Source organism: Acinetobacter sp. V115_6 (assembly GCF_031799025.1).
In the GTDB taxonomy this organism is placed as follows: domain Bacteria; phylum Pseudomonadota; class Gammaproteobacteria; order Pseudomonadales; family Moraxellaceae; genus Acinetobacter; species Acinetobacter pittii.
The window spans coordinates 188,706-214,487 of the sequence record NZ_JAVQNO010000021.1; the positions used below are offsets into that span (position 1 = coordinate 188,706).

The 25,782-nt window shown below is 37.7% G+C and carries 25 protein-coding genes; 12 read left to right on the forward strand and 13 right to left on the reverse strand.

Annotated features, from left to right (window positions below):
- Position 1: 1 nt before the first annotated feature.
- Entirely contained in the window at positions 2-811 is an 810-nt protein-coding gene (locus RMA94_RS09270; protein ID WP_311082652.1) for a rhomboid family intramembrane serine protease, read from the reverse strand.
- 76 nt (positions 812-887) lie between these two features.
- On the opposite strand from RMA94_RS09270, the gene mtgA reads away from it, so the two are divergent.
- Positions 888-1,565, forward strand: coding sequence for a monofunctional biosynthetic peptidoglycan transglycosylase (gene mtgA / locus RMA94_RS09275; RefSeq protein WP_002117784.1), 678 nt, complete (start codon positions 888-890; stop codon positions 1,563-1,565).
- Positions 1,566-1,669: 104 nt separating this feature from the next.
- A complete protein-coding gene (gene ppk1 / locus RMA94_RS09280; protein ID WP_033848618.1) occupies positions 1,670-3,748 on the forward strand; it encodes a polyphosphate kinase 1 in 2,079 nt (692 codons plus the stop codon).
- 60 nt (positions 3,749-3,808) lie between these two features.
- Here the strand turns inward: ppk1 and RMA94_RS09285 are convergent, their stop codons facing one another.
- Positions 3,809-3,937, reverse strand: coding sequence for a hypothetical protein (locus RMA94_RS09285; protein WP_014206068.1), 129 nt, complete (start codon positions 3,935-3,937; stop codon positions 3,809-3,811).
- 57 nt (positions 3,938-3,994) lie between these two features.
- Here RMA94_RS09285 and RMA94_RS09290 point away from each other — a divergent pair, with 57 nt between their 5' ends.
- Positions 3,995-4,585, forward strand: a complete 591-nt coding sequence (locus RMA94_RS09290) for an SPOR domain-containing protein (RefSeq protein WP_069122497.1) — start codon at positions 3,995-3,997, stop codon at positions 4,583-4,585.
- Positions 4,586-4,614: 29 nt separating this feature from the next.
- On the opposite strand, the gene oxyR is transcribed toward RMA94_RS09290, so the two are convergent.
- From oxyR to rubA, 4 genes are all read right to left on the reverse strand, one after another.
- The gene (gene oxyR / locus RMA94_RS09295) at positions 4,615-5,523 is read right to left on the reverse strand and encodes a LysR family transcriptional regulator OxyR (RefSeq protein ID WP_005070616.1); all 909 of its coding nucleotides are present in this window, start codon (positions 5,521-5,523) and stop codon (positions 4,615-4,617) included.
- 6 nt (positions 5,524-5,529) lie between these two features.
- On the reverse strand, positions 5,530-6,474 hold the full coding sequence (gene estB, locus RMA94_RS09300; protein WP_057068520.1) for an esterase EstB: 945 nt from the start codon (positions 6,472-6,474) through the stop codon (positions 5,530-5,532).
- Between the two features lie 52 nt (positions 6,475-6,526).
- A complete protein-coding gene (rubB, locus tag RMA94_RS09305) occupies positions 6,527-7,708 on the reverse strand; it encodes a rubredoxin reductase RubB (RefSeq protein ID WP_311082658.1) in 1,182 nt (393 codons plus the stop codon).
- A gap of 94 nt (positions 7,709-7,802) precedes the next feature.
- Positions 7,803-7,967, reverse strand: a complete 165-nt coding sequence (gene rubA, locus RMA94_RS09310) for a rubredoxin RubA (protein ID WP_000760495.1) — start codon at positions 7,965-7,967, stop codon at positions 7,803-7,805.
- A 446-nt stretch (positions 7,968-8,413) separates the two neighbouring features.
- Here rubA and RMA94_RS09315 point away from each other — a divergent pair, with 446 nt between their 5' ends.
- Positions 8,414-8,857, forward strand: a complete 444-nt coding sequence (locus RMA94_RS09315; RefSeq protein WP_311082660.1) for an SRPBCC domain-containing protein — start codon at positions 8,414-8,416, stop codon at positions 8,855-8,857.
- Positions 8,858-8,868: 11 nt separating this feature from the next.
- On the opposite strand, the gene RMA94_RS09320 is transcribed toward RMA94_RS09315, so the two are convergent.
- Complete coding sequence (locus tag RMA94_RS09320; RefSeq protein WP_170248906.1) at positions 8,869-9,357, reverse strand: YqiA/YcfP family alpha/beta fold hydrolase; 489 nt, start codon at positions 9,355-9,357, stop codon at positions 8,869-8,871.
- 256 nt (positions 9,358-9,613) lie between these two features.
- Here RMA94_RS09320 and lysS point away from each other — a divergent pair, with 256 nt between their 5' ends.
- The 5 genes from lysS (at position 9,614) to cysN (ending at position 15,702) form a co-directional block, all read left to right on the forward strand.
- Positions 9,614-11,143 carry a lysine--tRNA ligase gene (lysS, locus tag RMA94_RS09325; RefSeq protein ID WP_002117806.1) on the forward strand — a complete coding sequence of 510 codons (1,530 nt, stop codon included), beginning with the start codon at positions 9,614-9,616 and terminating at the stop codon, positions 11,141-11,143.
- Between the two features lie 186 nt (positions 11,144-11,329).
- Positions 11,330-12,772 (forward strand): capsule assembly Wzi family protein, encoded by a 1,443-nt coding sequence (locus RMA94_RS09330; protein WP_086264887.1) that lies wholly within the window; start codon positions 11,330-11,332, stop codon positions 12,770-12,772.
- A gap of 253 nt (positions 12,773-13,025) precedes the next feature.
- A complete protein-coding gene (locus RMA94_RS09335) occupies positions 13,026-13,157 on the forward strand; it encodes a hypothetical protein (RefSeq protein ID WP_002117520.1) in 132 nt (43 codons plus the stop codon).
- Positions 13,150-14,058 carry a sulfate adenylyltransferase subunit CysD gene (cysD, locus tag RMA94_RS09340; protein ID WP_000140408.1) on the forward strand — a complete coding sequence of 303 codons (909 nt, stop codon included), beginning with the start codon at positions 13,150-13,152 and terminating at the stop codon, positions 14,056-14,058. Before RMA94_RS09335 ends, cysD begins: the two co-directional genes overlap by 8 nt.
- 30 nt (positions 14,059-14,088) lie before the next feature.
- Complete coding sequence (gene cysN / locus RMA94_RS09345) at positions 14,089-15,702, forward strand: sulfate adenylyltransferase subunit CysN (protein WP_311082665.1); 1,614 nt, start codon at positions 14,089-14,091, stop codon at positions 15,700-15,702.
- Between the two features lie 51 nt (positions 15,703-15,753).
- On the opposite strand, the gene RMA94_RS09350 is transcribed toward cysN, so the two are convergent.
- Positions 15,754-16,311: a DUF2239 family protein gene (locus tag RMA94_RS09350; protein ID WP_080749870.1), complete on the reverse strand. Its 558-nt coding sequence runs from the start codon at positions 16,309-16,311 to the stop codon at positions 15,754-15,756.
- Between the two features lie 213 nt (positions 16,312-16,524).
- Between RMA94_RS09350 and RMA94_RS09355 the strand changes: the two genes are divergently transcribed.
- Positions 16,525-17,037 (forward strand): hypothetical protein, encoded by a 513-nt coding sequence (locus tag RMA94_RS09355; RefSeq protein WP_002117749.1) that lies wholly within the window; start codon positions 16,525-16,527, stop codon positions 17,035-17,037.
- A 41-nt stretch (positions 17,038-17,078) separates the two neighbouring features.
- On the opposite strand, the gene RMA94_RS09360 is transcribed toward RMA94_RS09355, so the two are convergent.
- The 3 genes from RMA94_RS09360 to RMA94_RS09370 form a co-directional block, all read right to left on the reverse strand.
- Positions 17,079-18,416: a CitMHS family transporter gene (locus RMA94_RS09360; RefSeq protein WP_002117607.1), complete on the reverse strand. Its 1,338-nt coding sequence runs from the start codon at positions 18,414-18,416 to the stop codon at positions 17,079-17,081.
- Between the two features lie 568 nt (positions 18,417-18,984).
- Positions 18,985-20,310, reverse strand: coding sequence for a hemolysin family protein (locus RMA94_RS09365; protein ID WP_002117726.1), 1,326 nt, complete (start codon positions 20,308-20,310; stop codon positions 18,985-18,987).
- Between the two features lie 123 nt (positions 20,311-20,433).
- On the reverse strand, positions 20,434-21,423 hold the full coding sequence (locus RMA94_RS09370; RefSeq protein WP_004703082.1) for a LysR family transcriptional regulator: 990 nt from the start codon (positions 21,421-21,423) through the stop codon (positions 20,434-20,436).
- A 587-nt stretch (positions 21,424-22,010) separates the two neighbouring features.
- Here RMA94_RS09370 and RMA94_RS09375 point away from each other — a divergent pair.
- Positions 22,011-23,615 (forward strand): isocitrate lyase, encoded by a 1,605-nt coding sequence (locus RMA94_RS09375; RefSeq protein ID WP_002117581.1) that lies wholly within the window; start codon positions 22,011-22,013, stop codon positions 23,613-23,615.
- Between the two features lie 55 nt (positions 23,616-23,670).
- Here RMA94_RS09375 and RMA94_RS09380 read toward each other — a convergent pair whose 3' ends face one another.
- Both RMA94_RS09380 and RMA94_RS09385 read right to left on the reverse strand, forming a co-directional pair.
- Positions 23,671-24,141 carry a copper resistance protein NlpE gene (locus tag RMA94_RS09380; RefSeq protein WP_005075493.1) on the reverse strand — a complete coding sequence of 157 codons (471 nt, stop codon included), beginning with the start codon at positions 24,139-24,141 and terminating at the stop codon, positions 23,671-23,673.
- A 187-nt stretch (positions 24,142-24,328) separates the two neighbouring features.
- On the reverse strand, positions 24,329-24,652 hold the full coding sequence (locus RMA94_RS09385) for a hypothetical protein (protein WP_005070594.1): 324 nt from the start codon (positions 24,650-24,652) through the stop codon (positions 24,329-24,331).
- 201 nt (positions 24,653-24,853) lie between these two features.
- Here RMA94_RS09385 and RMA94_RS09390 point away from each other — a divergent pair, with 201 nt between their 5' ends.
- Positions 24,854-25,729 carry an urease accessory protein UreD gene (locus RMA94_RS09390; protein WP_214285146.1) on the forward strand — a complete coding sequence of 292 codons (876 nt, stop codon included), beginning with the start codon at positions 24,854-24,856 and terminating at the stop codon, positions 25,727-25,729.
- Positions 25,730-25,782: the final 53 nt, after the last annotated feature.

Here is a 25,782-nt window from a genome sequence, read left to right on the forward strand (position 1 = left end):
TTTAAGGAATAATGTCAGGGTTCTGGATGATGATTTCATGCCATAGGGGAAGCAACGGTGAGTTGAGCTGTACACAGTACATATAAACACCACCTGTAATTACAACTGCTCCTAATAAACCTAGGATTTTGAGCACATTTTTTAACTTGCTGACATAGCTTAAGTACCACATCAGTGCAAGAAATGCTCCAATAATCATGCCGCCAATATGCGCGGCATTATTAATACCGGTTGCGACAAAACCAAAAACAAGGTTGATGGCCATAATCATTAATAATGCTTTTTTATCGAGTATGTAGGCTTGATGCGGCAGCGGTGGAAATAAAGAAAGAACGGTTAATGCAGCACCTAATCCCATCACGGCACCTGAAGCACCTGCACTGACATGAGGTAGTAAGCTTTGATCGAAATGTTGCAGTAATTCATGCCCATTTTGAATAGTCATATAGCTACTGAGAAGGCTACCAAATAAGCCAGCAAGTAAATACATACCTATAAAATAGAAGCGACCAAATAGTGACTCAGCTACATTACCGAAAATATAGAGGGCCCACATGTTAAGCATGAGGTGAACAAGACCAAAATGAAAAAACATGCTGGTAAATAAGCGTTCGGGCTGCCCAGTAAAAGTAAGTGGTGTAAAATCAGCCCCCCAATGAATAGCATCTTTCATGGCTGGGTCGCTAATATCGACACCAGTTGCAATTTGCCAGACAAACAAACTTACATTAATCAAGATCAGTAAGGCGGTCAGCCACCAAGTTTGTACATTGAGTTTACGATTAATGTGCGGAGGCTGATATTGAGTCATGCTATGCTTTTGTTATATATGAACATGCTTAACAGCTTAACATGAAAAAAGTTGAATACAGGAGATAAGGACGAACATGAAAGCTTTTATTGTTCGCGTGTTGTTAATTTTTATTGGGGCAATTCTCCTTATTCAACTTTGGATTTTCTCAAGTTTGGTTTGGTGGCGTACACATGAAGTTGATACCACCATGTTTATGAGAATTGATTATTGGTCAGATACATCTGAGCCGATCATTCATGAATGGCTTGACTATGATGATATTAGCGACAATTTCAAACATGCGATTTTAGCTGGGGAAGATGCAAAATTCATCCATCATCATGGTTTTGACTGGGATGGCATCCGTTTTGCTCTAGAGCGTAATAATGAAGAAGGAGAGGTTGTTGCTGGTGGATCTACTGTGTCTCAGCAACTTGCAAAGAATTTGTTTTTATATAATAAGCGTTCGTTTATTCGTAAAGGCCAAGAAACTATCGCAACTTGGATGATGGAGCGAATGTGGTCAAAACGCCGAATTCTTGAGGTGTATATGAACTCTGTTGAATTTGGCAAAAATCGATATGGTGTTGAAGCAGCAGCTCAATATTATTATGGTAAAAGTGCGAGAAGCTTAACGCGCGAACAAGCTGCCTTTTTAGCCGCGTTATTGCCTGATCCGAAATATTATCAAGACCACCGTAACGATCGTAAACTACAATATAGAAAACGCGTTATTTTACGTTATATGAATAGTACCCAGATTCCTGAATAATGATGTTTAAAGATGTGTTAATTTTTTAGTTTTTACCAAATTGTCATATTTTTGCAGCATACTGTTTTATAGAGATTTTGGCTGGATAGAGAATTGAGTTAGACATGAATACAGCGATTACACCAACGACCCCTACAGAATATAGTTATAATGACCGTTATATAAATCGTGAATTGTCTATTCTTGACTTCCATTTGCGTGTATTGGAGCAAGCGGTAGACCCTTTACATCCATTACTTGAGCGAATGAATTTCTTGCTCATTTTTTCACGTAATCTAGACGAGTTTTTCGAAATTCGTGTTGCGGGGGTAATGGAGCAATTTTCTCTAGGTAATGAGAGTCGTAGCCCTGATGGTTTGACGCCAAGACAAGTCTTACAAAAAATCTCTGAAACTGCTCACGCTGCGATTGAGCGTCAATATCGTATTTTAAATGAAGAAATTTTACCTAAGTTGCGTGAAGAAGATATTTGCTTCCTTCGCCGTGGTGAACTAACCCCAGCTCAGTCGGCTTGGATTAAGAAGTATTTTCAAGAGCAAGTTGCACCTGTATTAACTCCAATTAGCTTAGATCCAGCGCATCCGTTCCCACGTCTCGTAAACAAGAGCTTAAACTTTATTATTACCCTAGAAGGTAAAGATGCTTTTGGTCGTCAAATTGATTTAGCTGTGGTTCCAGCCCCACGTTCATTACCTCGCGTTGTACGACTGCCAGATGAGTTAACAGGTGGTAAAGAACATCACGTCATGCTATCTGCAATTATCCACGAGCATGTGTCCGATTTATTCCCTGGAATGACCGCAACTGGATGTTATCAATTCCGTGTTACACGTAATGCTGACTTGGCATTAAATGAAGATGTTGAAGATTTAGCAAAAGCTTTAAAAGGTGAATTAAGTTCTCGACGTTTTGGTCGTGCGGTTCGCTTAGAAGTGACTCATAATTGTCCACAGCATATTTATGAGTACTTATTAGAAGAATTTGATTTAACCGATGAGCAATTATATAAAGTTGATGGACCTGTAAACTTAGCTCGTCTGGTTTCAAATTTTAAACGCCCTCATTTGCGTTATGACTCGCATACGCCGGTTGTGCCTAAAGTGTTTAAAAAGACCGAGAACATTTTCTCTGCAATGCAGAAGCAAGACATTTTGCTTCATCATCCTTTTGAATCTTTCGCACCCGTGATTCAGCTACTTCGTGAAGCTGCTCGCGATCCACAAGTATTGGCAATTAAGCAGACGCTTTACCGTAGTGGTGCTGACTCTGAAATTGTACAGATTTTGGCGGAAGCAGCGCGTAATGGAAAAGAAGTGACCGCAGTTATTGAATTGCGTGCCCGCTTTGATGAAGAGTCAAATATTGAAGTAGCTAATGTTTTACAAGAAGCGGGGGCTGTCGTTGTTTACGGTATCGTAGGTTATAAAACTCACGCCAAAATGATTATGGTGGTGCGCCGTGAAAACAACAAACTTGTGCGTTACGTTCATTTAGGCACTGGTAACTACCATGCAATGAATGCTCGAATTTATACCGATTATGGTCTCATGACGACTGATAAAGATCTGTGTGAAGACGTGCACCGTATCTTCCAAGAGTTGACTGGTATGGGCAAAATGGCGAAATTGAAAAAGCTATTACATGCACCATTTACCTTACATGCTCAGCTCATCAACTTTATTGATGAAGAAATTGCCAATGCTAAGGCGGGGCGTAAAGCTCAAATTATTGTGAAAGTAAATGCCTTAACGGAAGTTCAATTAATCAATAAATTATATGAAGCATCTCAAGCGGGTGTTCAGATTGATCTGATTATTCGTTCTATTTGCTGTTTACGTCCAGGTTTGCCTAACTTATCAGAAAATATTCGTGTACGTTCAATTGTAGGACGTTTCCTTGAACATACTCGCGTTTATTACTTTAGCAATAATGGCGATGCGCGTATTTACTGCTCAAGCGCAGACTGGATGGATCGTAATTTATTTAACCGTGTTGAAGCATGTTTCCCTGTGGAAGATCCTGCATTGAAAAAGCGTATTTATCAACAAGGCCTAGTGAACTATTTGCAAGATAACCAGCAAGCTTGGTTGTTACAGTCAGATGGTACTTGGGTGCGTGCTGAGCCAGCAGAGGGTGAAAAATTGCATAATGCTCAACGGGCACTATTAGAAATGATTAAATAATAAGTTTTAAATTTAATTAAAAAAGCCGACAAAATGTCGGCTTTTTTAATTCACTGAAATTCAAAATAATTTAATTAGTTTTTCTAAATGGTTGTTGGGTAAACGATAATAATTTGAAACACAGCAAGATGTTTTTAAAATATGTGATTTTTTCCATAAAACATTGAATTTTAAAAATATACAAATCATGTGAAATCTACTTTAATACGCCGCATTAAATATACTTAACTTCGGTAAATGAATAAGATGCAATGCTTTATTAGAAATTTACTTATTAGAATACTTTTGGGGATAATGCCAGTGACCGCCTACGCAGATCAGAAGTGTTATGGGGATATCATCGTATTTCAAAGGTTTGATGATCAAGCGATATATCCTTATTTTGCGCCAGTTTCCAATGATAAAACTAAAAAGAGTGAGGTAAGGAATAAAACAATAATCATCCAAAAAAGAAAACAAAAGCAAGATGAGTTTTTAGCGCAAAAGAAAAATGAGGAAGTTCACACAAAAAAAGTAGAAGAAAAGAAAAATTCTGAAAATAAAAAACAACTTGATGCTGCGATCGCTAAAGAAATTTTAGAAAATGGCGAAAAAAAATGGATGGTACAAGTTGCGCTAGCTTCTAATCAAAATAAAGCAAATAGGATTCAGTCACAGCTTGAAGCAAAGGGCTATAAGGTCGTAACCAGCTCAACGACTAAAGGAATACGAGTCATGATAGATCCAGCCAACGACTATGCTATAGCACAGATTATTAGAGAAAAAATTATTGCTGATAATAGTTTGAATATGCAATCTGCTTGGGTGTTTAAATGGGCATCCCTTACACCTCAATAAAATAAAAAGGAGTCCGAAGACTCCTTTTTTTATTCATGTAAATTCGTGGTGATTTTCTGCATAATTTGCAGTAATACATCGAATTCACTTTGTAGTGGCGTACTTTTACGAGTGACTAATGCTAAAGTGCGGCTTGGAGCATCTTCAATTGGTTTTGCAGTAATTTGATCATTAAACTTGATCATACTGTTATCAATTGCAATTTCTGGTAAAAGGGTAAAACCTAAATCAGAAGAAACCATTTCAACTAAAGTTGGTAAAGAGCTTGCTTTTAAACGGTTGTCGTTTTTACGTTCACCGATAGGGCATGCACTTAAAACGTGGTCACGTAAACAGTGGCCTTCTTCAAGCAAAATTAATCTCGATAAATCAAGATCATCTAGTGAGTTTGCTTGAAGAGCATTCGTATCTTGTTTACTACATACAAGGTACAAATTTTCTTTCGAAATTTCAGCGACTTTTAGGCCTCTAGTGTCAAACGGTAGAGCAAGAACGATCATGTCTAGATTACCGTGTTCTAAACGCTCTACAATTTTTTCACTTTGTGCTTCATGCAAATGCAGCTGAATTTTAGGCAACTGCTGATGCACTTCATCAAGTAACCGTGTCAGGATAAAAGGTGCAATGGTTGGGATAACTCCCAAATGCAAATCACCTGTTAACGGTTCACTCATTTCACGGCTCAATCGCATTAAATCTTGAGCATCTGCTAGTAATACACGGGCACGAGCAACAACTTGTTCACCCAATGGTGTTAAACGCACATTCTGACGGTCACGCTCTACCAGAACGCCACCTAACAATCGTTCAAGCTCCATGATGCCGCCTGATAACGTCGATTGCGTGACAAAAGAGCGGCGTGCTGCTTCAGTAAAATGCAAAGTTTCCGACAACGTAACTAAATATGATAGCTGTCTTAGTGAGGGTAATGCAGCCATAGTGTCCTAGTATGATGATTTAAAATGATGCGCAAATAAACCGCTAAGCTGAGGAATAAAATGTGCAGGGATATCATGCCCCATTCCATCAATTAATTCAAACTTAGCACCGGAAATTGCTTTTGCTACAGCCTTACCATGACTAGGGGGAAGTAAGCGATCACGAGAGCCATGTAAGACTAACGCAGGTTGCTTAATTTCACGGTCCAGTTGAAGTAAGGAGCCTGTACATAATATTGCTAAAAACTGTTGAAGTACACCAGCAGGATAATAGCTACGTTGATAAAGTTTGCGTGCAGTTTGCATTGCTTCAATCTGGTTGACGTAACCAGGTGAACCAATTAATTGAAATAGTTTTAAGCTGTGATTAACAATACCATCTTCGTCACGTGACTCGGGTTTGCCAATTAAACTCAAAAGCTGTTTCGGAAAAGGAGGAGGTAAAAAAGGCTGATTATTACTTGTAAACATGAGCCCCAATTTCTCAACCTTCTCAGGATATTTTGCTGCAAGAATTTGAGCAATCATCCCACCCATTGATGCGCCAATGACATGTGTTTTAGCCACGCCTAAGCGGTCAATGAGCATTGATACATCATCTGCCATATCATGCAGAGTATAAGGAGCACCTTGATTACTTAGTCCGAGTGCAAAGCGACCCATCAATTTAACCGTATTTAACCGTTTACCTTCATGACGTACTTTTGAAGAAAGGCCAATATCGCGGTTATCAAAACGAATAACACGAAAACCTTGATCAATGAGTGATTTACAGAAGAAATCTGGCCAGAAAAGCATTTGAGCCCCAAGACCCATAATCAGCAAAATGGTTGGATGTTCCGGTTTTCCACCTACTTCTACATGTAGCTCAATACCATTGCCTAAGTTGACTTTGGTTTCTTGCATGAAAGATGTGTACGGCGAAATGTTAAACTGTAAGGCACTATTCATGTTATTCATTCCTTAAAGGAATACTCTCAAAAGAGTATTCCTGATTCAAACCTTATGCTTGGGCTGGAATAAGATCTGGAACAAGCTTTGTTAAAGTTAAGCGTTGTTTACCTGCTGTTGCACCTAACAATACGAAACCACGCAATGTTCCTTCATTGTCAATTGCTTTAGCAAGCATACCATCGTCGAACTCTTCTGTTTCCCAGTTCACTTCTACATCTACTGGTGCCGGTAATACTGTAAGTGGAGCTGCAGGAGTTTTTACTGCAACGGGCATAGCAGGGTAGTGTACGGCAGTTTGTTGTCCGCTGAGGGTTTTTGCAAGAGCACGAGCTTGCTGCATAATCGGCATTACATATGGAAGTAGTGTGCCATTTACTTCTGCACAATCGCCAATTGCATAAATGTCGGCTTGATTCGTTTCAAGTAAACTATTGGTAATAATTCCACGGCTTGTTTGAATATCTGCACTTTTAGCAAGTGAAATATTTGGCTGTAAACCAATGGCTGAAAGAACAATGTCTGCTACCAAAGTTTGGCCATTTGCGAGTGTAATCGCATAATCTTCGCCATCATTAATTTTGCTGACTTTCTCAACTGTTGTGCCTAATGCAAATTTAACACCAGCCTCTTCGAGATTTTGCTGGAATGCAGAAGCAATATGACCTGGCAATAAGCGGCCTAATGGTTGAGGTGCCAAATCAATGACAGTAATCTCATATTCACTGTGAAGTAAGTCATTGGCAAATTCACAACCAATCAAACCAGCCCCTAAAATAACAACACGCTTGTCTTTACGTTGAGCTAGATTTTCACGGAAAGCACGGTAATCAATTAGCGAGTTCACTACATGAATGTCATCGCTACCATCGCCTGCAATTGCAAGACGAATTGGGTTAGCACCAACAGCTAAAATTAGTTTTGAATAGGGTTGATTCGAAGTTACCCCGTCTTTCTCAAGAACAAGCTCATGGCGTTCAGTCAAAATTTCTTTTACGAAAGTAAAAGGCTCAATACGCATATTGAGTTGGGTACCCATTTTTGCAGCATCACCTAATGGAATTTGTTCAGGTGCTTTTTTACCTGCAAATGCATTTGATAATGTTGGTTTTGCATAATTCACTGCATCATCCGCACAAATCATCACAAGTTCTTGCTCTGGACTAAGCTTACGAAATTCACGTGCTAAGGTATAACCCGCCATGCCTGATCCGATAATGACGATAGGATGCATTTTTCTCTCCAGAGTTAGAATTATTTATTTAATACGGTGATTGGTAATATTCGTAAAAAAGACCATGTCAATCATGGCCTTTTACTTGAAGTCATTAGATTTCGATCATTTCGAAGTCAGCTTTTGAAACGCCGCAATCAGGGCAAGTCCAGTCATCAGGGATATCTTCCCATTTTGTTCCAGCTGCAATGCCGTCTTGTGGCCAACCTTCTGCTTCATCGTAAATCCATCCACAAACGATACATTGATATTTTTTCATGAGACTCTCCGCACTGATAAGTTTGCTCAAAGCTGCCTTTCAGTAAAACTATTCCATCTATTAATAATGTAACCACGATCCGGTCAATAATAACCAATGTGCCTTTGATCGGATATCAAATTTTTACGCAGTTCTACATTTAATGTAAAGCAAATAACGGAGTTTAATCATTCGTAAGCAAAGATGAATGGCAGGTTAGGACAAATAAGTGGTTTTTTAGGCAAAACTTGAGCATAAACTAATAATAACTAATACATTCTTAACGTTAATTTTAAACTTAATGTTGTTTGTGAAATTATTGAGAAATAAAAAGTGTCTGCTCATTTAAAAGATTTATATAATAAGAAAGCTAAATAACAACAAATAAAGATTCAACAGATGTCATCATTAAATCCGAAAATTAAAATTCGACATCATAAGAACGGAATAAATCAGGGAAGTGAAGTATGGAAAACTTAGTATACGAAGTAGACATTGAAGCCCCTATAGAGAAAGTATGGGAATTGCTCTGGAATAACGAGACATATAATGCTTGGACAAAATTCTTTGCCCCAGATTCCTCAATGCGTACCGATTGGCAAGTAGATGGTAAAACTTATTTTTTAGATGGTGAAGGAAATGGCATGATTTCCACAATCAAAGAATTGAAAAAACCGGAAATTTTGATTTTTAAACATTTAGGAATGATTAAGGACGGTAAGGAAGATTTAGAAAGTGACGAAGTTAAAGGATGGAGTGGTTCCCTAGAAAAATATTTTCTAAGCCAACACGATAATGTAACTACTTTAAGAGTCGAATTGGCCACCTTACCCGAATATATGGGTATGTTGAAAAGTGGCTTCGTCCAAGGTTTTGAGGTAATCAAGAAATTGGCAGAAAAAAATAAATAATCTGTTTAAATCTAAGCCAAATATTTTTTATAAATTTTCATAATCAAATCATTGATGCGAGAAGGATAGGCTAAGCGATGATGTCCACCTTCAAATGTTTCAATATTCATGTAGGGTGCAAGTTTTTCTTGAACCTGATACATATCAAGTTGCTCATCTCCTAATTCTAAATAGGCCATTTTAGGATTAGAGATGGTGAGCTCCTCTTCAGAAAGTTGAGGATAGTCAGGTCGAAAACTAGGTGTAAGACTTGGATTTGCCACAATCACAGCTAATTTATGTTGAGCGGCAGTTTTTAAGGCCCAATATCCTCCAAGGCTGTGACCAACCAGTAAATCTGGTTTGATCGTCTGAATAGCCTGATGATAAAAGTACTCAACAGACGCATAACTTAAGTTACGATAATCAACGTCAATACAAAATTTTTCAGGATGTAAAATAGCGTGGAACTTTGTCGATTCACGAGAAGAATCCAAGCCATGTAAAAATAGAATTTTCATTATTTACGACACAATCTCATTGATAAAATACAAGGCAAATAAGGCCTTTGAATATCGAGGTTATTTGGATTTTTTTATATTTTACTAAAAGCTTTAAAAAATGATCTTAGCGATTGGTCTAAGTCATTTTGCCTTTAAAAAGTACTGCTCTTTTCCATAAATTGTCTTTTTTCATTTTTGTTTGATTGAAATCATTCGAAAAACTCCTGCAATCTGTTAAGCTATGCCACTTCATTTTTACTTAATCGAGGCAGAGATGACGCAACAAAACGCTCAATCGACTTCTGAACCAACTATTTCCGAAAACGATTTAATTGCACAGCGTCATGCCAAATTAAAGCAAATCCAAGATGTTGCGAAGGAAACTGGGAAGAGTCCTTGGCCAAATACTTTTAAGCGTGAACATTACGCAGCTGATCTACAAGAACAATTTAAAGATCAGTCGAAAGAACAAATTGAAAGCGCTGAGCATGTTTATGTAAAAGTGGCTGGCCGTGTCATGTTAAACCGTGGTTCTTTCATGGTGATTCAAGACATGACAGGTCGTATTCAGTTATATGTTGACCGTAAAGGCTTACCAAAAGATATTCTTGAAACTATTAAAGGTTTAGATCTTGGTGACATTATTGCTGCCGAAGGTTATATCGGACGTTCAGGCAAAGGTGACTTATATGTTCATCTTGAAGGTTTTGAACTTCTTACAAAATCTCTTCGTCCGTTACCAGATAAATTTCATGGCTTAAATGATACAGAAGTTAAGTACCGTAAACGCTACCTTGACTTAATTGTGAATGAAGAAACACGTAAAACTTTTGAAATTCGCGCCAAAGTTGTTGCTGGTATCCGAGCGTTCTTAAACAACGAACGTTTCATGGAAGTTGAAACGCCAATGATGCATGTGATTCCAGGTGGTGCTTCTGCACGTCCATTTGAAACACATCACAATGCTTTGGATATGCCTTTATTCTTACGTATTGCGCCTGAACTTTATTTGAAGCGTTTAGTGGTTGGTGGTTTTGAGCGTGTGTTCGAAATCAACCGTAACTTCCGTAATGAAGGGGTGTCAACACGTCACAACCCTGAATTCACGATGATCGAGTTTTATCAGGCATATGCTGATTATAAAGACTTAATGGCATTGACTGAAAATATGCTTGAAAAGTTGGCTTTGGATATTCTAGGTACAACTGATGTTCCTTACCAAGGTGAAGTATTTAGCTTCAAAGGACCATTCAAGAAAATCTCTATGTTCGATGCAATTTTAGAGAATAATCCGCAGTTCACACCTGAAAATGTAGGTGATCGTGAGTTTCTTGCAAAATTTATTCGTGAAGAGTTGAAAGAAGAGGTTAAGCCAGGTTTTGGTTTAGGTAAGCTTCAAACGATCGTATTTGAAGAAACTGTTGAAACGAAACTTCGTCAGCCAACATTTATTACTGATTACCCAGCAGAAACTTCTCCATTGGCGCGTCGTAATGATGACAATCCACACGTTACAGATCGTTTTGAATTCTTCATCGGTGGTCGTGAGTTAGCAAATGGCTTCAGCGAGTTAAATGACCCGATTGATCAGGCTGAACGTTTCCAAGCGCAAGTTGCTGAAAAAGACGCTGGTGATGATGAAGCAATGCATTACGATGCAGAATTTGTTGAAGCACTTGAATATGGTTTACCTCCAACAGCAGGTGAAGGTATTGGTATTGACCGTTTAGTAATGTTATTTGCTGACGCACCAAGTATTCGTGATGTAATTTTATTCCCGCATATGCGCCGTAAAGAAGGTTAATCCTCTACGATGCAAAAAGGCAGTATTTATACTGCCTTTTTTATTACTTTTTATATCTAGAAACTTACCTAATTATACTAATCTTAAGGTAGCGTTAAAAAATGTAATTGCACAGTTTAACAATTGCAAAGTTGTGATAAAAAATTTAAGGTGTTGCTCATAAATAACTTTGAGAATTGTGCTGGCATGTTTCTAAGAAAAACACTTTCGATTGCAATATTGGCAACTGCTTCATCCGCTATTTTTGCACAAGGTTTGGTGCTAAATGATGAGGACTTACGTACAGACTTAAATTGGTTAAATCAGCAAGGTGTTATTAATATTAGCACTTCAACTTGGCCGTTAAGTGGTGATGAAATTCAGCGTGCGCTCTCTCAGGCAAAAGTGTCTCATCCAGCTCAACAAAAAGTTATTAACTCAGTTCTTAATGCATTAAAAGCAGATAACAATACAGTGAAAGTGGGTGCTTTTGCTGAAACTGATATTAAAAATATTCCACAAGCATTTGGTGATAACCAAAAAGCTCAATATCAAGGTTCGTTAGAATTTAATGCGGGTGGTGAAAACTGGGATGCAAAAATCCGAGTAAATGCAGAAAAAGACCCGCAAATCGATAATGGGCAAGATGTTAATGTCGAGGGTTCATATGTCGCGGGTAAACTTTGGAATCAATGGGTAGTTGCAGGTCAAATTCCAACATGGTGGGGACCTGGACACGATGGTAGTTTAATTCGTGGTGATGCGAGTCGTCCCGTTTATGGCGTGACTGCACAGCGTGCTGTGCAAAATGCTTTTGAAACAAAATGGTTATCTTGGATTGGGCCTTGGCAATATCAAGCTTTTGCAGGTCAATTAGATGATTATAAAGCAGTTCCTGATGCTAAATTATTAGGTTTACGTGTAACTGCAAGACCATTACCTTATTTAGAACTCGGTGCTTCTCGAACTTTACAATGGGGTGGTGAAGGACGTTCTGAAAGTTGGGATTCTTTATGGAATGCGATTAAGGGTAATGATAATGTTTATGATGCCTCTGAAGACAGGTCTAACCAAATTGCTGGATTTGATGCCCGTTTAAATCTTCAATCTCTTTTAAATGCTCCTGTTGGCGTTTATGGGCAATATGTGGGTGAAGATGAGGCTGGGTTACTACCATCTAAAAAGATGTATTTAGCTGGGGTTGATTATTCGTCAAGCTACAATGATATGCCGTATCAACTTTATGCGGAATGGGCTGATACACGAACCAATGGTGATGTAAAAGGTATTTCTTATAACCATTATATTTATAAAGATGGTTATTACCAACACGGTTTCCCGTTAGGACATGCGATGGGTGGTGACGGACAAATGTATTCAGTTGGTGGTGATATCCGCTTTGATGTTATGAATCGTTTGAGCGGTCGTGCTATGGTGGTTAAAGTTAACCAATCTAATTTAGCAATCAATAAAGCCTTTCCTAAAGATGATGAAATTAAGGCGCTTGATTTAACTTGGACGCATTTCATTAAACCTGATCTTCCATTAAAAATTAATGGCTGGGTAAGTGATTCTGATCTAGAAGGTAATGATGCAGGTGCATCTATTGGTATTGAAATTCCATTAGAACGTAAAATGTTTGGTTTCTAAGATTAGATCATGTTTTCAAAAAGAGAAGCGATTAATGCTTCTCTTTTTTATGGTTTTTAAAGAAATCTAAAGACTAGAACATAATTTGCTTAAGTTAACTACACAGGCTAGGATTACAAAGTTGTGCAAGTGAATCAGCATATTACATGCATATGATTAAATCGAATATCAATATGAAAAAACAAGCAAAAGGAATCGGTTTTAAATCACTATAATGCATAACTAATGCTATAAGCGATATAAAGGCTTGTAGTTGGATTATCTATCACGAAAAATTGGAGTTGTTATGGCACTCGTTCCTCCACATGGTCTTCTAGGTGGTGGTTTAATACTACTTCTAGATTTTATGGGCAAAATGGATAGAGAAGGACGTGTTCATGACTGAATCAAGACTCACACATCTCAAGCAACTTGAAGCTGAAAGTATTCATATTATCCGTGAAGTTGCTGCAGAATTCGAAAACCCAGTCATGCTTTACTCAATTGGTAAAGACTCGGCTGTTATGCTTCATCTTGCATTAAAAGCATTTTATCCAGCGAAACTTCCATTCCCATTATTACATGTAGATACGGGTTGGAAGTTTAAAGACATGATCGCGTTTCGCGATAACATGGCAAAAACTCATGGTTTTGACTTAATTGTTCATCAAAACAAAGAAGGCCGTGAAGCTGGGATCAACCCATTTGATCATGGTAGTTCAAAATATACAGATATTATGAAAACCCAAGCTTTAAAACAGGCTTTGGATAAATATCAATTTGATGCTGCTTTTGGTGGTGCACGTCGTGATGAAGAAAAATCACGTGCGAAAGAGCGTGTATATTCATTCCGTGATAGTAAACACCGTTGGGACCCTAAAAACCAACGTCCTGAACTTTGGAACCTTTACAATGGTAAAGTGAACAAAGGCGAAAGTATTCGTGTATTCCCATTATCGAACTGGACAGAGTTGGATATCTGGCAATATATCTATTTAGAAAATATTCAAATTGTTCCTCTTTATTTCTCTGCTGTTCGTCCAGTGGTAGAGCGTAGTGGTACGTTAATCATGGTTGATGACGAACGTATGCGCTTAAAAGAGGGTGAAGTTCCACAGATGAAGTCTGTACGTTTCCGTACGCTTGGTTGTTACCCGTTAACTGGTGCAGTTGAGTCTGAAGCAGATACGTTACCTGAAATTATCCAAGAGATGCTTTTAGCCACGAGTTCTGAGCGTCAAGGTCGTATGATTGACCATGATGAAGCGGGCTCAATGGAAAAGAAAAAGCAAGAAGGCTATTTCTAAGACAATTTCTAAATTTGTGGAGTTTGAGCAATGTCTCATCAATCAGAATTAATCAGCCAAGATATCTTGGCCTATTTAAAGCAACATGAACAAAAAGACCTTCTACGCTTTTTGACTTGCGGTAACGTAGACGATGGTAAAAGTACGCTTATTGGGCGTTTACTCTACGATTCAAAATTGATTTATGAAGATCAATTGCAAGCAGTAACGCGTGACAGTAAAAAAGTAGGAACTACTGGTGATGCACCAGACTTGGCATTACTGGTAGATGGTCTGCAAGCAGAACGTGAACAGGGTATTACAATTGACGTAGCTTACCGTTATTTCTCAACAGAAAAGCGTAAGTTTATTATTGCGGATACCCCAGGGCATGAGCAATATACACGTAACATGGCAACAGGTGCGTCAACTGCGGATTTGGCAATCATCTTGATTGATGCGCGTTATGGTGTACAAACTCAAACTCGTCGCCATACCTTTATTGCAAGTTTGCTTGGTATTAAAAATATCGTTGTTGCAATCAATAAGATGGACTTGGTTGAATATTCACCTGAACGTTTCACTGAAATTCAAATTGAATATGATGCTTTCGTAAGCCAATTAGGTGATCGCCGTCCAGCCAATATTCAGTTTGTACCAATCTCTGCTTTAAATGGTGATAACGTTGTAAATCCGTCAGCTCATACGCCGTGGTACAAGGGTCAAACCTTGATGAGCATTCTTGAGTCGGTGGAAATCAGTCGTGAATCGAATAAACACGAATTCCGTTTCCCTGTTCAGTATGTAAACCGTCCAAATCTTGATTTCCGTGGTTTTGCGGGGACCGTTGCTTTAGGTGAAATCAATGTTGGTGATGAGATTGTTGCACTGCCATCAGGTAAGCGTTCAACAGTTAAAGAAATCGTTACTTTTGATGGAAACATTGAGCAGGCTGTAGCGGGTCAAGCGGTTACATTGACCCTCAATGATGAAATTGATATTAGCCGTGGTAACGTTTTGGTACGTGCTGGCGAGCAACCGTTAATTTCACGTAGTGTTCGTGCTTCAGTGGTGTGGATGAATGAACATCCGCTCGTGAAAGGTAAGTTATACAACGTTAAGATTGGTACCCAGACTGTTCCTGCTAAAGTCACTAATATTCACTATCGAGTGAATGTGAATACACTTGAACATACTCATGTGGAAGAGCTTGAGTTAAATGCAATTGCAGATGTTGTAGTTGAGTTCGATGCGCCAGTTGTGTTTGATCAATATCAAGATTCTCGTTATACAGGTTCATTCATCTTCATTGACCGCTTAAGCAACGTAACTGTTGGTGCAGGTATGGTTGAGGCTGCTGTTGAATGGACTGCACATAGTAATCCTGTAACAGCTGAAGATCGTGCTGCACGTTTGGGCCAAAAGCCAGCGGTGATTGGGATTTCTGCACAATTAATCGAGAAAGCTCAAGTTTTAGAGAGTTTGCTGATTCAGCAAGGTGTAGTTGCGATTGCAAAAGCCAACTTAACTGCTGAGCAAATTACTTTATTGCGTGAGACAGGTGTTGTGGTTATCACAACTTCTGTGGAAGGTACGGATACAGAAGTTACTGCTGAAACCGTTGAAGAGGCAGCTGAAAAAGTTGTGGAATTAGTTCGTCTTTAATAGACTGAATTGATTTTGAAAAAACCCGCGTAAGCGGGTTTTTTATTGGGTTTAGAAAATACTTTGAGTTTTTAAAGTTAAATATTCTCTTAAATCTTTGGGATAGCTCTGAATCATCTTTAAAAATATATCTCGATCACCTTGATATAAGGCACGTGTTGCTTCTTCGTAATTTGGCATATTGCCCAACATGGCAGACATAAAACGGTCGATGGCTTGTTTAGCGAGCATAATATTACCTTCAGAATTTGGGTTATTTAACTCTTTATCAATTAACTTACGAATTACTGCTGATGCACTCGCACTTTGTTGATCTAACCAATCCCAATGTTTTTTCTGTAAAGTGATTTCACGAGAAATTACTCCGAGTTTAGGTCGTCCAACTTTTTTAATTTCTTCCGGTTCAGCATAACGTTGATGAAATTCTTGTTCCGAACCAGAAAGATCAAGATCAATTTGTTGACCTGTTTGATCATTAAAAATCAGAATATTTTCCGTTGTTTTCGGAAGATCTTTGAGTTTTTTTGCAAGTTCAATGAGGGAGTCACTCGCAATAAGCGTGCTTCCAGTGAAGGCAGTATAGGTGATTTTAGTATTCATTTTAGCCATATATTTTTATCTGGGTAAAATAATATTATCAGGGTAAAATTAATTTGGCAAATAATTAAAATTATAACCAAAGAATTATTTGATTTTATGAGTGTAGTCTATGAAGTTAGGACTATAAAAATAGTCAAGATAATGAGCTATTTAAAATTTTACTCTGTTTTAGTATCGCTTTTATGAGAGAATACGCCTTTAGTTGTATGTATAGAGACTCCTATGTTTGAGCAATCTCCTGAATCTTTAAGCGATATCGAAATTTTAGACATTTTACAGTCGATGAAAAAAGATAAGCTAGATACGGAAGCAAATGAGATTATCCGTAATGGGGGGAAAGCTGGGCGTCAGGAAGCACATAAACAGGCTTTAGTGGCACTGAATACAAATTTTGAAGAAAAGTTTGTAGAGGCAGTTACTCTTGCACTAGGTTTAAATGCAGCTCAAGCTAAAAAAATTCGCTATAAAAAAGATCGAATTCGTATTTTAAAAGCGCGTGGTATTGATTATTTAGCTATTGATGGTGCAGAAACAGCGCAAGTTTTGGCACAAATTTCACAAGCGATTGTTCGAGAAGATGCAATAGTTACTCATGACTTACATGACATCTTCCCATTTTGGAAAGAAGGTTGGCCAATGGTGCAATTTGATAATGCCTATAAAATTTTAGAAGAAGATATTAGCTTGCACTTTCATGCGTTCTTAGACGCCATGATTGAATATATAAATAAATAAAAATAAAAGCCCCGTTTGGGGCTTTTATTTATAGGGAATAATTAAAGTGTACTAAAGAGCGGGAAAACGCCAATCACTAATGCAGTGCCCATCAAAACCATACATGTTATAAATGCCCACTTAAATGTGAACTTTTGATGATCTGCAAAGTCAACTTTAGCAAGACCGCATAACAAGTAAGTTGATGGAACAAGAGGCGATAGCAAGTGCACTGGCTGGCCTACAATTGATGCACGAGCAATAGCTTCTGGGCTAATACCGTAATGTGAAGCCGCTTCAGCAAGAATTGGTAAAACACCATAGAAGAATGCATCATTTGACATAAAGAATGTCAAAGGCATACTGACTAAAGCGGTAATCGGTGCAAGATATGGACCCATGCTTGGAGGAATCATTGCGACGAATTCTTTAGACATCGCCTCAACCATACCTGTACCAGATAAAATCCCTGTGAAAATACCTGCAGCGAAAATTAAACCTACAACAGCTAAAATACTATCTGCATGCATTGCGATACGCTTTTTCTGCATATCAACATCAGGATAGTTAATCAGCATTGCAATACAGAACGCTAGCATGAATAACACTGACATTGGCAAAATGCCTTTGATTAATGCAATCATGAGAATAATAGTAAGTACCATATTTACTTTGCGTAAATGTGGACGCGTCGCTTCAGGGTCTTTCGACACGGTAATATTGTCACCATGATGACTTTCAAGCTCAATCACGCCTAAACGTTTTTGCTCATAACGGCCATATAAATATGCCAAGAAGAATAACCAACCAATACTAATGATCATTGGAAGGATCATCGGTACGAAAATATGGCTTGGATCAACTTGTAACGCACTTGCAGCACGAGCAGTAGGACCACCCCATGGCGTTAGGTTCATTACACCACTACATAAAAGCATAAGCGCAGTCATGATGAGTGTGTTCATTCCTAGACGTTGATAAAGTGGCAACATTGCAGCCACACAGATCATATAGGTGGTTGAGCCATCACCATCTAAAGAAACGAGAGTGGTTAAAAAGACAGTTCCTAGAGTAATTTTTAAAGGATCGCCTTTAACTTTTTTCAAAATCCATTTAACCGGTGGGTCGAAAAGACCTGCATCGATCATTAAGGCAAAATACAAAATTGCGAATAAAAGCATTACGCCAGTTGGCGCTAATTTTTTGATGCCATCCAGCATCATCTCACTGAGACCTTTAAGTTCAATGTGACTTAAACTTTCAAAGTAATGACCTAGGCCCCAAGCAATGAGAGAAAAAATAAACGGGATGAGAATTAAAGCAATAATAGGGCTTAAACGTTTGGACATGATTAAGTACATGAAGCACAAAATCATGCCAACACCAAGTAATGTCAGCATACAATCAATCCTTTGCCTATAGTTTTACTGAACAAGTTTATTCAAAACTCTGACCTTGGTTATTCTTATTAATTTTTATTAAAAAGACAAATAATATATTTAGTTTGTTTGGTTAATATATATTCATTTGGATGGGTATATTTAGATGAAATACTGAACATATATATTAAGGTTATAATGGTTTTATAATAAATGAATGCTATTATAAAATAATATAAAGGTATTATAAAAATAAAAATTATATGGCATTTTTTTTAATTATATATATTTTGATGATTGAAATGAGAAGAAGAAGCATTTAGAGATTGACTTTGAGCTAAGTTACATAAGTTTGTTTGCAATGTAAATGGGGCTTAATGACTTTATAAGCAGTTAAGAGATATAGATTATTTTATTAATTTTCAGTATTTAAGCTTTAATAGAGTTACTAAATAAAATAATAATACTTTTAAATTAAAAGAGCAAATTGAATAAATGAATCTAAAATAATTATTACACATATTTAAAAAATTTATTTAGTTTTAAAAAATACCCCAGCTAAATTGTGGGGCATTTAAATTAATAACGATTAGTTTTCATCAATTGATGAGTGTGTTTCGGTTTGTTCTAAAATTCGAGTTACAAGAAGTTGGTCAATTTTAAAATGGTCGACATCGACAACTTCAAATTTATATCCACCAAATTCCACAAAATCTGCTGGACGTGGAATTTTGCGTAAACGGTACATCATGAAACCTGCGAGCGTCTCATAGTTTTCTTCATCAGGCATTTCATCAATTTCAAGAGCATGTCTTAGATCATCAATTGGTGTACTGCCATCAATTAACCATGAGTTATTATCACGTTTAATGATTTGCTGTTCTTCTTCAATAGGGGTAACCCAATCACCCATAACTGTAATCATGATATCGCTTAACGTAATCACTCCTACAACAAGTGCATATTCATTGATAACGACAGCAAATTTCTCTTTGGTAGATCGAAAACGATCAAGTAGTTCAGAGAGTGTGAGGGTGTCAGGAATCATTAGGACAGTACGAATAGTAGACTCATTTAATTGGGTTGGTGATTGATTATTTAAAATGCGTACTAAGAAATCTTTAGCATCAACATAGCCAATGACTTGATCAATATTTTCATTACACACCAAAAATTTTGAATAAGGATATTCTGCTAATTTTTGTCGAATACTATCTTCATGTTCATTTAAGGTGAAATAAACGACGTTCTCGCGTGTCGTCATGCTTGAGGGTACTGTGCGTTCTTCTAATTCAAAAACATTTTCAATAAAGTGATGCTCTTGTTTTTGAAGTACGCCAGCTTGAGCACCTGCATCCATGACAGCTGAAATATCATCAAAAGTAATGTTATCTTCGCGTGTTGTATTGACTTTAAACAATCGAAATAACAGGTTCGCAATAGCATTAATTCCCCAAGCTAAGGGTTTACATACCTTAATAAAAACTTGAATCGGGTTAATAACGCTAATTGCAATTTTTTCAGGTGCAATCATTGCCAAACGTTTTGGCATGAGATCGGCGAATAAAATAAATAAGGAAGTTACTAAAGTGAAGGAGAGGGCAAAACCTATAGTTTGTGTCCAGGGACCTTCATAAAAGCGATCAACTAAAGTGACGAAAAAGGGACGAAAAGCAGCTTCACCCAAAATACCACCTAAAATTGCAACTGCATTTAGGCCAATTTGAGAAGCTGCAAAAAAGTCGGCAGATTGTTCTTGTAGATCAAGTACTTGTTGGGCACGTTCTTCGCCAGCTTCGGCTAAAATTTTTAACTTTACTTTTCTGGCGCCAGCCAATGCAATTTCAGTTAAAGATAAAAAGCCTGCTGCGATGATGAGCAGTACGATGATAATGATATTTTGAAAGAGACTCACAAATCACCCGAGGTTCATCATTATTATGACTATGTTTTAACACAAAAAAGCGCCGAGGTAATCAGATTGATTGCTCAGCGCTTGAAGATAATGTCTAAAATCGACAATTAAATCAAAATTTACTTAATAGTGAGAAAATTGCGAATTATTTGTTAGAAATTCACGGTTTTCTTCTTCAATCATTTGACGAGCAACAAATAAAATAAGCTGGCGCAACCAGCGATGAGCTGGATGATGATGTAATAACGGGCACCAAGCCATTTTAAGTTCAAATTCTGGAATATAAAAAGGAGGATCCTTTATAACCAGTTTTGGATTTTGAGTTTGTAGGCGCGCCATCCGAGTTGGAAGCGTGGCAATTAGGTCAACATTTTGAGCAAGTAATGCTGGCATTTGGTAGTGGCGGGTAAAAACAGAAATTTTACGACGTTGACCAATACGTTCTAGTGCCTGATCGATCCAGCCTAAACCGCCTTGTTTATCTGGATTTACCCCAAAGCCTACACCCATACCAGTTTTAGAAACCCAGATATGCTGTGCATCTAGATAACTTTTAAGATTCAAATGGGTTACAGCAGGGTGTTTGTCATTAAGAATACAGCTGAAACTATCACGCCACACTAAAACTTGGTGGAAACTTTGCGGTATTTCATTAAATCTATTAATCGCAAGATCGACTTTACCTTGTTCCATATCTCTATAAGACACATCACTTGGTGTAAGAAAGTCGAGTACAACATTTGGAGCTTCAGAGCGTAGAGCTTTGACAAGACGAGGGACTAAAGTTGCCTCGGCATAGTCAGATGTCATAATGCGGAAAACGCGATTACTTGTATAAGGGCGGAATTCGGTACGGGGTTCCAAAATCATGGAAAGATCAGAAAGGGCATCACGAATACGAGGTTGTAATTCAAGTGCACGTTCTGTTGGGGTCATCCCTTCGGAAGAACGGATAAGAAGCGGATCATTAAATAAATTACGTAAGCGTCGTAAAATATTACTCATTGCAGGCTGAGTTACCCCAAGCTGTTCGGCTGCGCGCGTAACATTTTTTTCACGAAGAAGTACATCAAGATATATTAATAGATTAAGATCTACTCGCTCCAGATTCATAAAAAAAATACCGAAAATAAAACCCTGAAATTGTTTCAAATTATGCCATATTTAATGATCATTGTGTGAAAAAATGATGAGAAAAGCGACATTTTTTGTAGGAATTAAGTAGGGTGTAAAGACGTTTCAAAGGCACGTTTTTACTGTCTTTGCTCAGTTTTGAATGAAAGAAATCTAAATAGAATATATTTATGAATAACTTCTAAATTTCTAGCATATCAATTGACTTTTTGCATTGGCAAAAATAGCCTAATTTACAATTGACTTTTAGATTTAAAAATGAGTGGAAAATCTCCAAAAATTGTATAAAAATAAGACTTAGGGAGTTTTTAGAATAAAACTCTATACTCCTTTAGGATAATTTTATTTTTATAAACAAGGTGTTAAAGTTTTTGATTTTATCTATAATATCGATTTATTGGTATATTTTTTAAATAAATACTGAAGATTAACAAAGGATATTGGATTAATTGATTGGCTAAGTCTAAGCTGTGTTCATGAGGAAGCAGCTGGTGTCATAAGAAATTTAAGTAACGTGACTCTAGGCTTCAATCGATGAAATCCTAAAATGAATACAGGACAATATCATGACTACATATCAAACAGCGATTGATGCAGTACGTCAATTAAAAGCAAAATTCGGCAATACTTGGGCAGACATTAGCCCAGAAGATGCTGCTCGTATGCAACTTCAAAACCGTTTCAAAACTGGTTTAGATATTGCTAAGTATACAGCTGCGATTATGCGTCGTGATATGGCTGAATACGATGCTGACTCAAGCAAATACACTCAATCATTAGGTTGCTGGCATGGTTTCATCGCACAACAAAAAATGATTGCGAACAAAAAATATTTCGGTACTACAAGCAAACGTTATATCTATCTTTCTGGTTGGATGGTTGCTGCTCTTCGTTCTGAATTTGGTCCACTTCCTGACCAATCTATGCACGAAAAAACTTCTGTTCCTGCATTGATCGAAGAAATCTATACTTTCTTGCGTCAAGCTGACGCAAAAGAATTAAACGATTTATTCCGTGCGCTTAAAAAAGCACAAGAAGCTGGTGATACTGCTAAAGCAGCTGAAATCACAGCTCAAATCGACAACTTTGAAACTCACGTTGTGCCAATTATTGCGGACATCGATGCTGGTTTCGGTAACGAAGAAGCAACTTACTTACTTGCTAAGAAAATGATCGAAGCTGGTGCTTGTGCGCTTCAAATCGAAAACCAAGTATCTGATGCTAAACAATGTGGTCACCAAGCTGGTAAAGTAACTGTTCCACACGAAGACTTCATCGCTAAGATCCATGCATTACGCTATGCATTCTTAGAAATGGGTCTTGAAGAAGGTATCATTGTTGCGCGTACTGACTCTGAAGGCGCTGACTTGACTCAAAAAATCCCAGTGGTTAAAGAGCCAGGTGACATCGCTTCTCAATACATCAGCTACTTAGATACTCAAGAAATTGACATTGCTGATGCTCAAGAAGATGAAATCTTAATCAAGCGTGATGGTAAATTACACCGTCCTAAGCGTTTACCTTCTGGCTTATATCAGTTCCGTGCTGACACTCAAATTGACCGTGTTGTACTTGACTGTGTATCTAGCTTACAAAATGGTGCTGACCTTCTTTGGATCGAAACTGCGACTCCAAACGTAGAAGAAATCGCACACATGGTTAACCGTGTTAAAGAAGTTGTTCCAAATGCTAAGCTTGTTTATAACAACAGCCCATCATTCAACTGGACTTTAAACTTCCGTCAACAAGCTTACGACCGTTGGGTTGCTGAAGGTAAAGACGTTTCTGCATATGACCGCGCTAAATTAATGAGTGCTGAATATGACAACACTGAATTAGCTGCTGATGCTGATGACAAGATCCGTACTTTCCAAGCAGATGCTTCTCGTGAAGCGGGTGTGTTCCATCACTTGATCACACTTCCGACTTACCACACTGCTGCTCTTTCTACTCATGAGCTTGCACAAGGTTACTTCGGTTCTGAAGGTATGTTGGCTTATGTTGCTGGCGTACAACGTAAAGAAATCCGCGGCGGTATCGCTTGTGTTAAACACCAAGCAATGGCGGGTTCTGACATCGGTGATGATCACAAAGAAATCTTCTCTGGTGATAACGCTCTTAAAGCACATGACGATGCTAAAAACACAATGAACCAATTCGCAGCTCACTAAGAATTGATTCATAAAAAAACCCGCTCAAATGAGCGGGTTTTTTAATTATTAAAAATTATTTTTTCAAAACATAGTGTTCAGCTAAAGAGCCTTCAACTTTTTTACCTTCCATATCTAAAGCAGTTGCAGTATTTTCACCAATAAAGAATTTACGGTTTTGGCCTTTATCATCTAACGTAATAACTGAAGTATTATCTTTGTCGAAAGTAAAGGTACCATGGGTTTCAAATGGGTTGGTGTCACCTTTACCAAGATAAGTTTCGGTTAGCTCGTAGGTTTTATCATCTTTAAGTTCTAATTCAGTTTTAATACCTTCACAGTCCGCACATGGGAGAGTGCCTTTATATGTGCCGTCCCAATCGAGTGAGTTTTCAGCTGTGTGCGCGGTATCTACAGCATTATTATTTGCTTCAGTAGTTTGCGCTGGAGCAGATGCTTGAGTTGTCGTGTCGGCTTTATTTTCATTTTTGCTACAAGCGGCAAGAAGGATACTTAAGAGTGCTACTGATAATAATGTTTTTTTCATGATGATCTAAACCTCGGAAAATAAATAAAAAACAAGTAAACAGGCTATGAAATATAAGAGCCTAATAAAAGTTTAAGTATGTAATTTAATTTTAACAAAAGGTAAAGTGAGTAAAAATTAATCAAAAAGAAAGATATAAAATTAAAAAAAGGTATCCACTAAAAAATTAAGTGAATACCTTTATATATTAAGGTTGAGAAGAAACCCCACCTAAAGAATCACAAGCTGATTTATAAAGTTGATATTGTTGCTTTAAAACTTCATCGAGCGGCATGTCGAATAATTCTTCACCATTTTTATAACTCTCTACATATGAAGTCGCCTTTTCTTTGCTTACCGCTAAAGACTGCTGGTAGTAAGAATTGATTGAGCTTGTTGCAATCTGACTTGTCTCAACATTTTTACATTCAAAATTATGGAGAATTTTTTCTGCACGTTTAACCTCACTAGATTGGCCAAAAATACACCCAGTTAAAAAGACAAGTGGCGTTAACACGAAAAAAAGTTTCATGGAGAGCAAGTATGGAAGCAACGGTGGGCGCTATTGTATAAATAATTCCATAAGTTACTGTGGTTTTATGTTAGACATTGATTGTTTTTTAACTCATTAAAATCAAAAAATTGTATCTAATTTTATCATTTTGCTTATTTTTATATTTGGTGCGTATTTTGCTTATAGCTTTAAGCACTTATTTTGAACATATGAACCAGAATGAATCAGGTACAAACGTTTTCAAAAAACTCTTTAGCACCATTTTGGTATGCGCGATTAGAGCTCGGATTTTGTTTTGAAAATTCGCGCACCATAATGAGTCATAGGAAGCACCATGGCCCTGTAAGGGTGCAAAAAATGCTCTGGCCTGAAAAAACAGGCGTATGTCATGCGATTATTGTACATCCTCCAGCAGGAATCGCAGGAGGAGATCATCTTACTTTTCAAATCGAAACCAAAGATCAAGCTCATGCGGTTGTAACGACTCCTGGTGCGGGAAAGTGGTATAAAACCAATGGAAAGCAAGCCTTTCAGCATATTCATCTTCATGTGCGAGATCAGTCTATTTTGGAGTGGGTTCCACAAGAAACGATGCTGTTTGACGGAGCTCTAGCACACTCTGAAACTCATATTCATCTTGATCATGCTGCGAGTTTTATTGGCTGGGATATGTTGGTACTCGGGCGACAGGCACGTGCTGAACGTTTTGTGCAGGGAAGTTATCACAACCAGTTTAAGTTGTGGCGAGAACAAAAGTTAATAGTTGCAGATACATTGTTTTTTGAAGGTGAAGACCGTTGGCTGAGTTCATGTTTAGGTATGAATAATCAAGCAGTAATGGGAAGCTTTTGGGCAGTCGCTCCTGAAAAGTACCGCTCAGCTTTTTATTTAGAACAGCAGTTAGAACTCATTCGCGAATTGATGATGCGTATGCAAGCACCTGTAACTTTAACGTTATTAGATGATGTAGTTTGTGCGCGTTTCTTGGGAAATGATGTCCGACATTGCCATGATGCTTTTGCGGCAATAAGAGCAAGATTAAGACGTTATTGGTTTGATTTAGATGAAGAATTCCCAAGAATCTGGAGAACCTAAGTTACGTTAAATTGCGTATTTAAAAAACGATTAAAACAAGTATGCTGCTTTTG

Coding starts and splice junctions, on each gene's coding strand:
- rubB (WP_311082658.1), bottom strand. CDS start 7,708: ATGCATCCTATCGTCATTATCGGATCAGGCATGGCGGGTTATACCTTA.
- oxyR (WP_005070616.1), bottom strand. CDS start 5,523: ATGGCTGCATTACCCTCACTAAGACAGCTATCATATTTAGTTACGTTG.
- lysS (WP_002117806.1), top strand. CDS start 9,614: ATGACGCAACAAAACGCTCAATCGACTTCTGAACCAACTATTTCCGAA.
- RMA94_RS09290 (WP_069122497.1), top strand. CDS start 3,995: ATGCAATGCTTTATTAGAAATTTACTTATTAGAATACTTTTGGGGATA.
- cysD (WP_000140408.1), top strand. CDS start 13,150: ATGACTGAATCAAGACTCACACATCTCAAGCAACTTGAAGCTGAAAGT.
- ppk1 (WP_033848618.1), top strand. CDS start 1,670: ATGAATACAGCGATTACACCAACGACCCCTACAGAATATAGTTATAAT.
- RMA94_RS09350 (WP_080749870.1), bottom strand. CDS start 16,311: ATGGCTAAAATGAATACTAAAATCACCTATACTGCCTTCACTGGAAGC.
- RMA94_RS09380 (WP_005075493.1), bottom strand. CDS start 24,141: ATGAAAAAAACATTATTATCAGTAGCACTCTTAAGTATCCTTCTTGCC.
- RMA94_RS09320 (WP_170248906.1), bottom strand. CDS start 9,357: ATGAAAATTCTATTTTTACATGGCTTGGATTCTTCTCGTGAATCGACA.
- rubA (WP_000760495.1), bottom strand. CDS start 7,967: ATGAAAAAATATCAATGTATCGTTTGTGGATGGATTTACGATGAAGCA.
- mtgA (WP_002117784.1), top strand. CDS start 888: ATGAAAGCTTTTATTGTTCGCGTGTTGTTAATTTTTATTGGGGCAATT.
- RMA94_RS09370 (WP_004703082.1), bottom strand. CDS start 21,423: ATGAATCTGGAGCGAGTAGATCTTAATCTATTAATATATCTTGATGTA.
- RMA94_RS09360 (WP_002117607.1), bottom strand. CDS start 18,416: ATGCTGACATTACTTGGTGTTGGCATGATTTTGTGCTTCATGTACTTA.
- RMA94_RS09390 (WP_214285146.1), top strand. CDS start 24,854: ATGAATCAGGTACAAACGTTTTCAAAAAACTCTTTAGCACCATTTTGG.
- RMA94_RS09330 (WP_086264887.1), top strand. CDS start 11,330: ATGTTTCTAAGAAAAACACTTTCGATTGCAATATTGGCAACTGCTTCA.
- RMA94_RS09375 (WP_002117581.1), top strand. CDS start 22,011: ATGACTACATATCAAACAGCGATTGATGCAGTACGTCAATTAAAAGCA.
- cysN (WP_311082665.1), top strand. CDS start 14,089: ATGTCTCATCAATCAGAATTAATCAGCCAAGATATCTTGGCCTATTTA.
- estB (WP_057068520.1), bottom strand. CDS start 6,474: ATGAATAGTGCCTTACAGTTTAACATTTCGCCGTACACATCTTTCATG.
- RMA94_RS09270 (WP_311082652.1), bottom strand. CDS start 811: ATGACTCAATATCAGCCTCCGCACATTAATCGTAAACTCAATGTACAA.
- RMA94_RS09355 (WP_002117749.1), top strand. CDS start 16,525: ATGTTTGAGCAATCTCCTGAATCTTTAAGCGATATCGAAATTTTAGAC.
- RMA94_RS09285 (WP_014206068.1), bottom strand. CDS start 3,937: ATGATTTGTATATTTTTAAAATTCAATGTTTTATGGAAAAAATCACAT.
- RMA94_RS09315 (WP_311082660.1), top strand. CDS start 8,414: ATGGAAAACTTAGTATACGAAGTAGACATTGAAGCCCCTATAGAGAAA.
- RMA94_RS09385 (WP_005070594.1), bottom strand. CDS start 24,652: ATGAAACTTTTTTTCGTGTTAACGCCACTTGTCTTTTTAACTGGGTGT.